13 protein-coding genes are annotated in these 13,506 nt (G+C 68.0%); 6 read left to right on the forward strand and 7 right to left on the reverse strand.

Translation table 11 applies throughout. The features are described 5' to 3' along the window. The first annotated feature begins 7 nt into the window (after positions 1–7). Positions 8–781, forward strand: coding sequence for an RICIN domain-containing protein (locus VZL07_RS07665; RefSeq protein ID WP_426754703.1), 774 nt, complete (start codon positions 8–10; stop codon positions 779–781). Between the two features lie 151 nt (positions 782–932). On the opposite strand, the gene VZL07_RS07670 is transcribed toward VZL07_RS07665, so the two are convergent. The 5 genes from VZL07_RS07670 to VZL07_RS07690 all read right to left on the reverse strand — a co-directional run bounded on the left by VZL07_RS07670 (position 933) and on the right by VZL07_RS07690 (position 6,121). After that, positions 933–1,079 carry a hypothetical protein gene (locus tag VZL07_RS07670; protein WP_426754704.1) on the reverse strand — a complete coding sequence of 49 codons (147 nt, stop codon included), beginning with the start codon at positions 1,077–1,079 and terminating at the stop codon, positions 933–935. A 14-nt stretch (positions 1,080–1,093) separates the two neighbouring features. Continuing rightward, on the reverse strand, positions 1,094–2,863 hold the full coding sequence (locus VZL07_RS07675) for an ABC transporter ATP-binding protein (protein WP_426754706.1): 1,770 nt from the start codon (positions 2,861–2,863) through the stop codon (positions 1,094–1,096). Then, positions 2,863–4,668: an ABC transporter ATP-binding protein gene (locus tag VZL07_RS07680; protein WP_426754707.1), complete on the reverse strand. Its 1,806-nt coding sequence runs from the start codon at positions 4,666–4,668 to the stop codon at positions 2,863–2,865. The genes VZL07_RS07675 and VZL07_RS07680 overlap by 1 nt, the downstream gene beginning before the upstream one ends. Before the next feature lie 164 nt (positions 4,669–4,832). Further along, on the reverse strand, positions 4,833–5,645 hold the full coding sequence (locus VZL07_RS07685; RefSeq protein WP_426754708.1) for a DUF6597 domain-containing transcriptional factor: 813 nt from the start codon (positions 5,643–5,645) through the stop codon (positions 4,833–4,835). Next, on the reverse strand, positions 5,642–6,121 hold the full coding sequence (locus VZL07_RS07690; RefSeq protein WP_426754709.1) for a Fur family transcriptional regulator: 480 nt from the start codon (positions 6,119–6,121) through the stop codon (positions 5,642–5,644). Before VZL07_RS07690 ends, VZL07_RS07685 begins: the two co-directional genes overlap by 4 nt. A gap of 211 nt (positions 6,122–6,332) precedes the next feature. Here VZL07_RS07690 and VZL07_RS07695 point away from each other — a divergent pair, with 211 nt between their 5' ends. Continuing rightward, a complete protein-coding gene (locus tag VZL07_RS07695) occupies positions 6,333–6,719 on the forward strand; it encodes a hypothetical protein (protein WP_426754710.1) in 387 nt (128 codons plus the stop codon). A gap of 245 nt (positions 6,720–6,964) precedes the next feature. Here VZL07_RS07695 and VZL07_RS07700 read toward each other — a convergent pair whose 3' ends face one another. Beyond that, complete coding sequence (locus VZL07_RS07700) at positions 6,965–7,297, reverse strand: MazG nucleotide pyrophosphohydrolase domain-containing protein (RefSeq protein ID WP_426754711.1); 333 nt, start codon at positions 7,295–7,297, stop codon at positions 6,965–6,967. A 643-nt stretch (positions 7,298–7,940) separates the two neighbouring features. Here VZL07_RS07700 and VZL07_RS07705 point away from each other — a divergent pair. The 3 genes from VZL07_RS07705 (at position 7,941) to VZL07_RS07715 (ending at position 11,531) form a co-directional block, all read left to right on the forward strand. Further along, positions 7,941–9,212, forward strand: coding sequence for an SBBP repeat-containing protein (locus VZL07_RS07705; RefSeq protein ID WP_426754712.1), 1,272 nt, complete (start codon positions 7,941–7,943; stop codon positions 9,210–9,212). 270 nt (positions 9,213–9,482) lie between these two features. Beyond that, entirely contained in the window at positions 9,483–9,866 is a 384-nt protein-coding gene (locus VZL07_RS07710; protein WP_426754713.1) for a VOC family protein, read from the forward strand. Positions 9,867–10,286: 420 nt separating this feature from the next. Then, positions 10,287–11,531 carry an MFS transporter gene (locus VZL07_RS07715; RefSeq protein WP_426754714.1) on the forward strand — a complete coding sequence of 415 codons (1,245 nt, stop codon included), beginning with the start codon at positions 10,287–10,289 and terminating at the stop codon, positions 11,529–11,531. Between the two features lie 406 nt (positions 11,532–11,937). Here VZL07_RS07715 and VZL07_RS07720 read toward each other — a convergent pair whose 3' ends face one another. Beyond that, positions 11,938–12,162, reverse strand: coding sequence for a hypothetical protein (locus VZL07_RS07720; protein WP_426754715.1), 225 nt, complete (start codon positions 12,160–12,162; stop codon positions 11,938–11,940). A 484-nt stretch (positions 12,163–12,646) separates the two neighbouring features. On the opposite strand from VZL07_RS07720, the gene VZL07_RS07725 reads away from it, so the two are divergent. Then, positions 12,647–13,480, forward strand: a complete 834-nt coding sequence (locus VZL07_RS07725; protein WP_426754716.1) for a helix-turn-helix domain-containing protein — start codon at positions 12,647–12,649, stop codon at positions 13,478–13,480. The last annotated feature ends 26 nt before the right edge of the window (positions 13,481–13,506 follow it).

Raw genomic sequence — 13,506 nt, forward strand, 5'->3', positions numbered from 1 at the left:
AAGTCCCATGCTGGCAGTTCGGAGTGGCTTCGAGAGCAGTCGTGCGCGTGAAATCCGGTCGTCCGTGAAGGGCAAGGGCTGGGCGGCGCTCGCGCTGCTGCTCTTGCCGCTGACGGCGGCGGCGGGGCCGGGGCCGAACTACCGCTGGGACGAGTCGCGCAACCGCCCCGGGCCCAACCGCTGCCACGACAGCATGCAGTGCGATGGCGCCCGCACGTGCAGCCCGGCCGGCTGGTGCCAGGGCGAGGCGCGCCCCACGCCGCCGCCTCCACTCCCCCCGCGTGGGGAGCAAGTCCACGGCGAGCGGGGCTGGGGCCCTGGCGGAGGAAGGCCGAGCCCCCAGCGCGGCACCTTCATCCGAAGCAGGCTCGCGGGGCTCGTCCTCGACATCGAGGGCGCCAACCGCGCGCCCGGCGCTGGGCTCGTCGCCTTCCGGGCCAAGTCCAATCGCGAGGGCAACGACAATCAGAAGTGGGAACTGGTGCCCACGCGGGGCGGCTACCTCATCCGCAGCCGCCTCAACGGGCTCGTCCTCGATGTGGAGGGCGCCAACAAGGCCTCGGGCACCCGCGTCGTCACCTGGGAGGCCCACGGGCAGCCCAATCAGGTGTGGAAGCTCGTGCCCGGCCGAGTCCGCAGCACCTACTACATCCAGAGCCAGCTCAACGGCCTCGTGCTCGACATCGAGGGCGCCAGGACGGATGGCTCGGGGCGGCTCATCACCTTCCCCATGAAGCGCGACGGCTCGGCGAACAACCAGCTCTGGCAGCTGGACATCTGACCCGAAAAACCTCGGGGCGCGCCAGACAGCGGGGCATGTACGGAGCCCACGCTCCACCTGGTGCACCACCGAGCATCCGGGCGCCCAGTCCACCTCTGCTTTCGAGTGCGCCCGGCGGGTGGCGCAGGCCCGCGTGCTGTCCGGCGCCTCCTCAATACGGCGCGTCGAGCTGCAGCGCCTGAATCAGCGGCGCGTCGACGGGCGCGAGCATCGCCTCCATTCCCAGGAGCTGGGCTTGCCACTTGCTGCCCCGTTCGGCCGCCCAATCGAACGACGAGAGCTTGTTCTCAGACACCATTGGACGTTCCTTCGTCATGAGGTTGCGCGGGGGCCCACAGGCGCCGCGAGCCGCCAGCCCTTGGCGCGCTCCTGCTCCTGCCAGAGGGTGGCATAAACGCCGCGCTTCGTGAGCAGTTCCTCGTGCTTGCCGGACTCCGCGACGCGGCCCTTGTCGAGCACGACGATGTGGTGCGCCCGCCGCACGGTGCGCAGCCGATGTGCAATCACGACGACCGTCTTCTGCTTGACCAGTTCGTCGATCGCCCGCTGGATTTCGGCCTCCGCTGACGCATCGACCGAAGCAGTCGCCTCGTCGAGGAGCACGATGGGCGCGTCCTTGAGGATGGCGCGCGCGATGGACAAGCGCTGACGCTCACCGCCGGAGAGCGTTCCACCTCCTTCTCCGAGGACGGTGTCGTAGCCGTTCGGCAAGGCAGTGATGAAATCGTGGGCGCGCGCGGCCTTCGCTGCGCGCTCGACTTCTTCACGGGAGGCGTCTGGCCGCCCGACCCGAAGGTTCTCGAGGATGGTCCCGGAGAAAAGGACGACGTCCTGGAACACCATGGCGATGTGCTGGTGGAGCTCCTCGAACGGAATGTCGCGGATGTCGACGCCGCCAATGCGGACGGCCCCCGGACGCGGGATGTCCCACAGACGCGCCACGAGGTGGACCAGCGTCGACTTGCCTGAGCCGGATGCGCCGACGAGCGCGGTGAGTGAGCGCGCCGGGAATCTCACCGAAACACCGTCGAGCACGGCCTCGTCTTCGTACGCGAAGGACACGGCGTCGACTTCCACGTCGAATGTCCGTATCGGCGCCGCCTTCGCGAGCGACTCCGCGAGCGGGCGCTCCGCGAGCAGCCGGTCGACGCGTCCGAGCGCGCGCTGTGACGCTCGAAGCAGGAGCAGTGCCACGCCCAGGTCCGCGACCTGGCGCACGACGCCCACCGTCACGACGAGGAAGACGAGCAGGGCCTCGGGCTGAATCGAGCCGCGCAACGCCAGCGCGCTTCCGGCGTAGGCCACCGCCACGAAGCTCACCTCGACGACGAAGCCGAACACGGCGAGCAGCGGAGAGGGCAAGACCTCCGCGCGGATGAGGGCATCACGCAAGCGCTCCATGGCCTTCACGAAGCGCTGATAGACCTCGCCGTGCCGGCCGAACGCGCGAAGCACGGCGATGCCCTGCACGTATTCGACCACCCGTGCGTTCACATCCGCCGCGGCCTCGAGCACGGCCTCGAACACTCGCACGAAGAGGGGCGTGGTCGCCGCCAGGACGATGAGCGCCACGGGCAGCGCCGCGAGGATGATGAGCCCCAGGCGCCAGTCGAGGAAGCAGAGGCCGAGGCCGACCAGCATCGGGAGTACGAAGCTCGACGTGAAGATGCCGAGGGTGTGTGACCACACGTCCTCGACCAGCGCGACGTCGGTGGTGAGCACGCCGGCCAGCTCTCCGCTCCTGCGCTGCGTGAAGAACCCCATCGGCAAGCGCCGCAGGTGGTCGGCGGCGCGGATGCGGGCTTGCCCCATGAGCGCGTGCGTGGCGATGAAGATGTTGGACATCGCTCCGCCCGAGAACACGAGACGCAGCAGGACGGAGAGCGCGATGCCCGCGGTGAGCCACCACGTCAGATGCATCGACAACCGACGTTCCAGCGCCTCGCGAACGAAGAAGAGGACCAGGGCGTAGGGCGCGGCGACCATGAGCGCCTCGGCGAAGGCGAAGAGCAGACCGCGCCGCAGACGTGCGTCCTCTCGACCTGCGAGCCGCTCGCCGAGCATGAAGACCTTCCGCAGCATCACACCACCTCCATGGCGGTAGCGGGCATGCCCGACTCGCCCAGCGACCAATCCAGCGCTTCGGTGTGGCTGCGCCAGAGACGTTGATACAGCGCACAGCGCGCAAGCAGCTCTTCGTGGGTTCCCTGGTCGTTCACCCGGCCGCCGTCGAGGACGACGATGTGGTCGGCGGTGGCGATGGTCGACAACCGGTGTGCGACGACGAGCACCGTCCGTCCCTCACACAGCTCGGAGAGCGCTTCCTGGATACGCGCCTCGTTTTCTTGATCGGCGAACGCCGTCGCCTCGTCGAGCAACAGCACCGGTGCGTCCTTGAGGATGGCGCGAGCAATGGACAGGCGTTGCTTCTCTCCGCCCGAGAGGCGTGCGCCGCGCTCACCGAGCAGCGTGTCGTACTTCCTGGGAAGCGCCTGGATGAAGTCGTACGCGCGTGCGGCGCGACAGGCGGCATCAATCTGCGCATCGGTGGCATCGGGCCGGGCGAGCCGAAGGTTCTCGCGAATGGTGCCGTGAAAGAGGAACACATCCTGGAAGACCATGGAGATGCGCGAGAGCAGTTCGTCGAGCGGGAGCGTACGCACGTCGACGCCACCGAGTTCGACCGCGCCATCCGTCGCCTCCCAGAGCCGAGGCACGAGCCGCACGAGCGTCGTCTTGCCCGCGCCCGACGGGCCGACCAGCGCCGTGACCTTGCCCGGTGGCGCCTCGAAGGAGACGCCGTGGAGGACCCGAGGTCCGCCGTCCTCATACTGGAAGCCGACACCGCGAAACGCGAGGCCATCGTGCGTGGGCCGCGCGGCGCTCGCGGGAGTCTCGAGGTCCGGCGCCGCGAGAATGGCCTGGATGCGTGCGTTACCCGCCTGGATCCGGTCAACGTTGCCCCATGCAAACATCAGCCGCATCATCGACATGAGGAGCTGTGGCCCGAGGATGAGGAAGAGCACCAGCGCCTCCAGCGAGAGCGAGCCGCGCGTATAGAGCCAGCCGCCCATGGGCACGAGGACGACCAGGCTCGAGCCGATGAGCGCGCCGAACGCGCCGTAACCACGACCGTTGGTGCGCATGAACCCCTCCATCCACGCGATTCCCTCTTCGATGGAGCGCGAGAGCGCGCCGAAACGCTGCGCGGAGAGGCCGAAGGTCTTGATGACGTGGATGCCTCGGAGGTACTCGAGCAGCGAGCTGTTCATCCGGCTCTGGACTTCGTCCCACTGCTGATGCGCCTTCCCGACATCGCGCATGGCGACGGCCATCGCAATGACGGCGAGCGGCGCCATCACGATGCTGGCGAGCGCCATGCGCCAGTCGACCCACAGGAGGGCGACCGCCGTCGCGAGGGGAACGACGAGCGCGGTGACCGCATCGGGGAAGTGATGGGCGACGAACGCCTCAATCTGGTTCACGTCGTCCATCAGCGTCTTCTTCAGCGCCCCAGCACCACGACGGCTGAAGAACGAGAGCGGAACGGCGCCCAGCTTCTTCGCGAGCCTCAGGCGCAGTGCATGAAGGATGTGGTACGCAGCCGTGTGCGCAAGCATGCTCGCGGCGGCAACGGAGACGTAGCGCAACCCGAGCGCGCCCGCGGCAACGAGGGCGAGGGAACGGACCGCCTCGAGGTCTGGTGGCGTTGCGAAGATGGCAGTGGCCATGCGCGCGACGACGAAGAACGGCACCAGCGCGAGGGCTGCCGCCAACGTCGAAGAGAGCGCGGCTCCAGCGACGAGCGACCCCTTCAGCCCGAGGAGTTCCCCGAGTCCCTTGAGCGAGCGTTCCTCGGCCCCTGCGGTGGGAAGGTCGGCGCTCATGACGGCCTCCCCTCCTGGCTCATGATGCAAGTCACTCGCATCATGCAGTCATGATGCGGCTTGTCCGTCCATGCCGGGCCTGTCAGTGCCCGCCGCGGGGCGCGTTCACTCGGTTCCATACCGCCGAGGAAACGCCGGGACCGGGCGTCGGTGATTGGATCTTTTTACCCGTAGACGGAGACGTGGTCGGTTCCCGTGACGCGCGCCGCGAGGAACTCGCTCGGGTTCGAGCCGGAGAGCGACCGGAACTCACGAAGGAAGTGGGCCTGGTCGAAGTAGCCATGCTCAGCGGCCAACGCGGCGCCCCTCAAGGTGCCGTGTTCGAGGTCCCGCAGCGCCGCTCGAAACCGGCGGACCCGCCAGAACGTCTTCGGGCTCAGTCCGACCTCCTCCCGAAACAGGGCCAGGAGGCGCTTCGGGGAGAGGCCCGTCCGGCGGTTGACCTCGGCGACCGACGTGAGGTCGGGTTCCTCGAACGCATCCAGCGCCACGCGAAGCGCGGCTCCCCGCTCGGAGGAGCGCCGCAGTCGCCGCAGGAGGTGTTCTTCGAGCAGTTGGACTCGCTCGAGCGGAGCGGAGGTCTCCATCATCCGTTCACGCAGTGCACGGGCCGGCGCGCCCCACAGCGCCTCTAGCGCGACGGTCTGCTCCGCGAGCGAGTGGGCGGGCACGCCGAAGAAGGGGTACGCACCACCCGGCTTGAATTGAACCCCGACAGTCGCGCCAAGCGCGGTACCGATGACCAGCGGGCTGCTTCGCGGACCGGACACGATGACACCCGGAGCGTCAGTGGCCTCGGTCGAGTGCTCGTCAGCATAGATACGTACCGGACTCTCTCCGAGATGGACGATGAGGTCCTGTGTGCCGGACGGCAGCACACGTTCTCGCGGCGCCTGCGCGACGTAGCTGTCGGTAACCCAGAAGGAGTCCACGAACGTGTCGAGCGGCGCCTTGGGGCGATAGAGCGAGTAGATCATGACGTGTGTTGGCAGCTCTTGCAGATGCCGAAGAGCTCGTGGACGTGTCCCGTGAGGCGAAAGCCAAGACGTTCCGAGACATCGCGCTGGAGCACTTCGAATGCCTCGAACTCGAACTCCACGACCTTCTTGCACGAGGTGCAGATGATGTGGTCGTGGTGGCCTCGCTCGAAGGCACGCTCGTAGCGCTGGCCCTGCCCGGCCGAGAGCAGGGACTCCTGAATCAGCCCAGCCTCCACGAGGAGCGGCAGCACGCGGTAGACCGTCGCGGCATGCGCCTCTGTCTCGCCTTTCGCGCGCACGACCGACAGCAGCTCCTCGGCGGTGAAGTGCCCCTCGTACTCGAGCGCCGCGCGCGCGACGGCGTCTCGAACCCCGGAGCGCTTGAGGCCCTTGGCACGAACGACGACGCGGAGCTGCTCCAGCGCCCGTCCGAGCCCGCGAGAGTCGATGGAAGGAGCGTGAACCCGGCGCATGTGCGCATCATGCGAGCGATTCGCATGGTACTCAAGGCCTGCCGGGGACGGGTAGGTCCCGCAGCGCTACGCTGGCCACACACCAGCCATCCCCTGCTCCGCTCCTGGTCGCGGAGCGGCCGTACCCACACGTGCGACGAGGCCTCGCTCCCTTGCAGGGCGAACGCCGCAGGTGGCAACATTCCTGGCCAAGGGCTTACAGGGGGAACCAATGGCTGTCTCAAGCAACTCACCTACTGGCTTCATTATCGCAGGGGCCGTCTTTTTCGGCGTGCTGGCCTTCATCATCATCGCGGGCCGGGCCGAACATGCCAGGAAGGTCCGCATCCGCACCCAGGGGAGGCGGGTCAAGGCGACGTTGAAGACGGTGGGGTCCGGCGGGCCTTACGTCAACGGCAAGCCAACCACCCGGATGACCTTCCTGGTCCATGAAGAGGGAGAAGGCGAAGACTGGCTGCTGGAGCAGAAGCGCAACCTCTCCAAGCCGGAGCTCTTCCACTTGCTCGTGCCAGGGACGGTGGTGGACGTGATGTATGACCCTGCGGCTCGCCAGAAGGATGTGCTGATTTTCCCGTTCGACGGCGACGCTTCGAGCTGACGCGTGCCTCATGGTGCAGGGCACCACCGAAGGCGCCGGGGCGGCCCCGTTTCAAGGTGCACGGCTGCATCGACAATGGGAGGGAAACCCCATGCACCTCTACCGGTCATCCCGGTCGCCTGTCCGTTCACTGCGCATGGGCCTCCTCGAAAGAGGGGGCTGGCAACATCATCAACGGTCTACCGAAGCGGGTGACACTCGCGGCGCGGGCACGCCCCGAGTGTCTCGTCACCCGGCGGCCGACCTCAGGTCCAGGTGCGCTGCTGGTTGCGAGCGTTCTTCTGGCGGAAGGCGTCCTCCAGGTCCACGCCAACGCGGTTGGCTATGGCCAGCAGGTAGTTGAAGACGTCCACCAGCTCCTCGCCAACCTGGGCGCGCGCCGCGTCGGTCGGTGTGCCGCGGCCCTCGTCGTAGAGCCTCTCGTGGCGGCGCACCGCCTTGAACACCTCGCCGACCTCCTCGCCCATGAGGAAGCAGTTGTGGACGAGGTCCAGCTTCAGCCAGCCGTGCAGGGCCTCCAGCTCGTGGATGTAGCGCTGGTAGTCCTTCATCGAAGCGCCAGGGGGAAGTTCAATCATCCCCTTGTCTTCAGTCACCGCCGGGCACGCGTCAACCTCGGACCGTGCGCGCCCCCCCGTCGCCGGACATCTGCGCCCCCATTCCTCCTCGAGCGCCGAGGCCCTGCCTGGCGCGTTGAGCAGCAGCCGGCGCACGGAGCCAGTGGGAGAGCAGATGCTCCCACTGGAGCTCAAGCGGACCGGCTTGCGAGCGGAGGACGCACGCGTGCGCTGCGACAGAGCGCGTCAGGCGTACGGAGCGGCACAAGAAGCTGCGGCCGGCGCGGCGCGAGCGGCACGCCATGCGAACACCTCTACATGCCTTCCACGGGTGGTAAGGCTCCGCGAGATGCCGTCGACACGCTGCGGCGTCAGCGATTCTCGAGGGGAGCGCTGGCCATCTCGCGTTCTTCGAGCAAAGCGCATGCGTCACAACTGTATCGACCACGAGACTGCAACAGCTCAGCATCCGCATCCGGGTCCGCGATAACTCAGACCCGGGTCAGACATTGTCTCTCGCGTGTCTTTCCTTACCCATCTTCCGCACGCCCGTGTCTCGTGGTCTTGCAAGGGTGCCGTGGCGACAGATTTCTCCTCCGGAGCGGGCGACAGGTGCCCTCCCGGCGCCACGGCACAGCTCCCCCACTGAGAAATGGAGTTCGTGATGAAGCACTCCCTCTTGAGCATGTTCGGGCTCACTGGCCTCATCTGCGCCGCGGGTGCCCCTTCCGCCGCCGAGGCCCAGGTCCCTTCCCCGTCCTGGGTACGCCAATTGGGCGCCAGCCTTGACGAGCAAGCCAACGCCGTGGCCGTCTCGGGTTCGAGCGTCTACGTGGTAGGGCAGACGTCCAGCCAGCTCGGTGCCGACCCGCAGGCCGGCGGCCAGGACGCCTTCGTTGCCCGGTACGACACCGCCGGCAACCTCCAGTGGGTCCGCCAGCTCGGCACCGCGCAGTTGGACCGCGCTACCGCCGCGGCCACCGATGCGGACGGCAACGTGTACGTGGCTGGCACCACCTTCGGGAGCCTCGACTTCTACACCAACGCAGGCGGCATCGATTACTTCATCGCCAAGTACGACGCCGCCGGCAACCGCCTGTGGCTGCGCCAGAACGGCACGCAGATGGATGACTTCGCCACCGGCCTCGCCATCGGCGTGGAGGATACCCTCTACTTCGCCGGCTACACCGGCGGCAGCTTCACCAGCGGCGGGAACCCCAACAACTACGACATCGTGGTCGCCCTCTACGATACCGCGGGCAACCCATACTGGCTCCAGCAGTACGGCACCGCCACGAGCGACATGGCGCGCGGCATCGCCGTCACGCCCGCCCACGAGGTCTACGTCGTCGGCAACACGTACGGCAGCCTCGATGGCACCACCACGCCGGTGAGCACCGACATCTTCCTGCTCAAGCTCAACATCCTCGGCGCTCAGCAGTGGGTCCGGCAGATCGACGCGGGCGACCTCGATGACGCCAAGAGCGTCGCCGTGGGCCCCGATGGCGGCGTCTACCTCGCCGGAGAGACGTTCGGCAGCCTCGACGGCAACACCAACAACGGCGTCGTCGACGTGCTGCTCGCCCGCTACGACAGCGCCGGCAACCGCCAGTGGAGCCGCATGCTCGGCGGCGCGCAGACCGACTATGCGTTCGGCGTCTCTGTCAGCGCGAACAACATCGTGCAGCTCGTGGGCTACACCACCGCCGAGCTCGACGGCAACCCACCCGCCGGCTCCTTCGATGCCTTCTTCACCCGCTACGACGCGCTCGGCACCAAGCTGGGCACCCGCACCCTGGGCACTCCGCTCTCTGACGTCGCGCGTGGCGTGGCCGTGGACGCCTCTGGCAACGCCTACGTGGCTGGCACCACGTTCGGGAGCCTCGGCGGCAACACCAGCGCCGGCGGCTACGACGCGTTCCTCGCGCGATTCTGATTCGAGGCGTCCCGTACGGGCCCGTCCCGGCCTGGCATTCCGGGCGGGCACCCACGCGCCCTTCGCGGTGGTCAGACGCGGAGGACGCTGCTGGGGCCCGGCGCTTTCACCAGCTCCACGGGAACCGCGCCCTCCCCTCAGCAGCGGCAGGCGAGAGGACTCCATTCAGCCCCTGCTTGCGAGACGAACGTCATCGCCCGCCGTGGGAGGGGTAGACCGGTGCCCCGGGCGTTGTCAGATTCCTGGGGAATCGCGTTCGAGGAGGACATCATGGCGCACCGCAGTCGGCTCGCTGGCTTCATCATCGATTGTGAAACCGGTGATGTGGACGCCGCGGCGACCTTCTGGAGTCAGGCCCTGGGGATGTCGCGGGGCGAGCCGTACACGGAGGACGGCGCCACCTACGTGGGCATGGCCAACGCGCCGGGCGGGCTGCACGTCGAGGTGCAGAAGGTGACGCATCCCTCCCGTGTCCACCTGGACATCGAGGCGGACGACCAGGACGCGGAGGCCGCGCGGCTGGAGGCCCTGGGGGCCCGGCGCATCGGCTGGGTGAAGCGCTGGTGGGTCATGGAGGCGCCCACGGGCCACCGCTTCTGCATCGTGAAGATGAAGAATCCGGACGAGGGGACACCGCCGTCGCTCTGGAAGTGAGGCGAGCCCTCGCGGCGTTCTCCAGGCAGCGTCGAGATGCGCCCGAAGGTGCCTGAGTCCTTGTTGAGGCGGTCCGCCGTCACCCCACAATCGCCCAGCCGCTGGCCATGGCAGGTGCGCGTTCAGGCGAAATCGCGCGAGCGTCCCTCGGCGCCGAAGCCCGCCGCATGCCTTCCCGGTGAGCGCCTGCTCCAGGCACGCCGCCACACGCCGAGTCCGTAGGGCTTCAATGGCCCTCGATGCCGCCACCGCGGCTGACGGGGTGTTGCGCCACGAGCAGTCGCGCTGCCCCGGAGGCCCAGCCCTGCCCCCTTGGTGGCTGGGCCGCCTGGGCCGGCCCAGGCCAGTGGCCGTCCCGCGGCAAGCGGATTCACTCCGGTTCGGTGCAGTTGTTGATCCCCTGCGGGTACAGTGCGCGCCATGAATGGCTCCTGGAAGCGCAACACGGCCCTGTTCCTGGGCAGTCAGGCCTTGTCGCTGCTCGGCTCCTCCCTGGTGCAGTACGCGCTGCTGTGGCAGGTGACCTTGCAGACACGCTCGAGTGTCATGATGACGCTCTACATCGTGGCCGGCTTCCTGCCCACGTTCCTCCTCTCGCCCTTCGCGGGCGTCTGGGCCGACCGGTACGACCGCCGCAAGCTCATCGCCCTCTCCGATGCGATGATTGCGCTGGTGACCCTGGCGCTGGCCGTGGTGTTCACGCTGCGCGGCACGGAGCTGTGGCTCTTCTTCCTGGCCGCGGCGGTCCGCTCCGTGGGGACGGCCGTTCAACAGCCGGCGGTGGGCGCGCTGCTGCCGCAGCTGGTGCCCGAGGACCAGCTGATGCGCGTCAACGGCATCCAGGGCACCCTCCTCTCGGTCAACATGCTGGGGGCGCCTGCACTCGCCGGCTTCCTCATGTCCGTGGCCCCCCTGCAGGTGCTCTTCTACATCGATGTGGTGACAGCGGCCCTGGCCATCACCCTGGTGATCTTCTTCGTCCGGGTCGAGGCGCGTCCCCGCGCGCCGGAGCAGGAGGGAGCCTCGCAGCTGAAGGAAATCCGCGACGGCTTCCGGTACATCCGCGGCCACACGCACCTGGTGCCATTCTTCGGCTACCTGGGATTCATCATGGTCCTCATCACTCCAGCCGCGTTCCTCACGCCGCTGCAGACGGCGCGAAGCTTCGGGGACGAGGTGTGGCGGTTGACGGCCCTCGAGATGGTCTTCTCAGTGGGCATGATGGTGGGGGGCGCAGCACTCGCATCGTGGGGCGGCTTCCAGAGCCGCATGCGTACGATGGTCGTATCCAACCTCATCATGGGCGCATGTACCGTGGCGCTGGGCGTGGTGCCCCACTTCGGAGTGTACCTGGCGGCCATGGGGCTCTTCGGCGTGGCGATGCCGCTCTACCACACGCCCGCCACGGTGATGCTCCAAGAGCGCGTGGAGCCGACCTACCTGGGCCGTGTCTTGAGCGTGATGACCATGCTCTCCACGGCCCTGATGCCAATGGCCATGCTCCTCTTCGGGCCCCTGGCAGAAATGGTCTCCATCGAGCGGCTCCTGCAAGTCACCGGCATGCTGATGGTCTTCTTCGGGCTGCTTACCTCGCTACATCGCCGGCTGATGTCCTTCGGCGAGCCCAAACAGACCCCGGCGGAGTCCCAGGAACTGGCCGGCTGAGGGCACGAGCAGTCCCCAGTGCGCCGGTCCATTGGCGACTGGCGTCGCTGGCGAGGCGTAGCCCAGCTGCGGCTTCGCACACCAGCCCACCTCCCCTCGATCCTCGTGGCCGCGGCTGCGGCTCACATGTGGGCACGCCGAAGCACCTGACGCCTGTGTTCCCGCCAGGCGCGGGCCCAGGGCCGCGCTCAGCCCCCGGCCGCGAAACAGCCATGGAGCGATGACGACGCCCAGGATTCGCACCCGGCCCCTGGACACGTCATGAACCCTGAATCCGCGACATCGGCGCCCCGACACCACGTCTTCAGGGCTCACTTGCGCACTCGCCCGTTGGGACATGAATCCCCATCGATGGTGACTCCTCCGGGCTCAACGGGTGAGCACGCGGCGCGGACGTCAGCCCCGCCTACGGACACGGCGCGGGAGAACAGTACGGTTGGCCGGGCATTCGCGAGCAGCAGTTGAAGCGGTCATTGCAGTAGACGGTGACGTCGCCATCCGAGCAGGCATAGACGCCCTGCTCCTGCGACTGCATCGGTTCCTCGGCAGGCGACTCAGCGTCCATCTCGCCACCACATCCCATCCACAGCAGCGATGCAGCCAGCAATACCCCTTTGACGAGCGACTGCATTTGCACAAAGCCTCCTCATTTGGCCGCCTGGATGGACGGCCCTGCGATGATAGCATCGTGCAATGAATTTCCCGCTTCGCCCCTATTGCCCTGGCACGTTGGACGGAGCCGAGACGATGACTGAGTTCAACGTTCCACGAGCGGCGTTCCGCCCCCCCGAAGCGCGACCACCTCGACCCCTTCGGGTGCCGCCACCACGCGAGCGACAGCATCCAGCGTGGACTTCTCCAGAGGATGGCCTGATGGTCACGAGGTGGGCAGGCTTTTGCTGGTGCGGGAGCGCGCCTGCTACTGCTACGCCTGCCGCGCGCCCTCACGCCCTTGCGCGAGCAAGGTCCCTCTATCCTCCAGCAGACACAGCACCTGGTGACGCTCCACCCTCGGAAACCACGCCACCTCTACGCGTGGGCCGCGGCAACGCCTCGAAGCGCACGCTGCCCTCGCCAGCACGATGTGAGGTAGAAAGCTTCGAGGACGATACGCCATGCCCCCCGCGCGCCCCGCCGCCATCACCACCTGGCGCCCCCCGGGATTCCCGGACGTCATGGTCTCACGTGTCGAGGAGGACACCCGCCTTTGGGTGGGCCACTCCACCGCGTATGTCATCACCGTGACGTACGCCGGAGCCTTCGACTTCTGGTACCGCGGGCAGGTCCGCACCCAGGTCGCGGGGCCGCGCCTCAAGCTCAAGGAGCCCGGCGAGGTCCACCGTGACGAACGGGTCCACGCGCCCGTCACCGCCCAGTCGGTCGCCTTCTCCCCGTCCCTGGTGGAAGGCGCGGCACGTCAGCTCGGGCGCGCCGCCATGCCCCACCTGCGCGAGGCGCTGAGCCACGGCCAGGGCCGCACGGAGGCCACGGCGCTCGCGCTCCATGCCGCGCTGACAGCACGAGAGGCGGACGCGTTGGAACTGGACAGCCGCATCACCGAGGTGCTCGGCGCGCTGCTCACCGAGTACGCGGAGCCTCCCGCCCCGCGGAACGTCCCCCCTCACCGCCCTGCGGTGCTGCGTGCGCGGGACTACTTGAGGGCGTGCTTCACCCGGAACGTGGGACTGGACGCGCTCGCGACAGCGGTGGGCCTCAACAAATTCCACCTGCTGCGCCTGTTCCGCGCGGAGCTGGGGCTGCCGCCGCATGAATACGTCACCCACCTGCGCGTGGCGCGAGCCCGAACGCTGCTGGCCCAGGGCATGCCCGCAGCGGAGGTGGCCACCGAGGTCGGGCTGTGCGACCAGAGTCAGCTCAACCGCCACTTCCGGCGCATCGCCGGGCTGACACCGGGACAATTCGTCCGCGCGCTGCGTCCGCGTCAATAACGCCCAAGCCCGGGGGCCCGCCGTGC

Source organism: Pseudomyxococcus flavus (assembly GCF_050038885.1).
Classification (GTDB): domain Bacteria; phylum Myxococcota; class Myxococcia; order Myxococcales; family Myxococcaceae; genus Myxococcus; species Myxococcus flavus.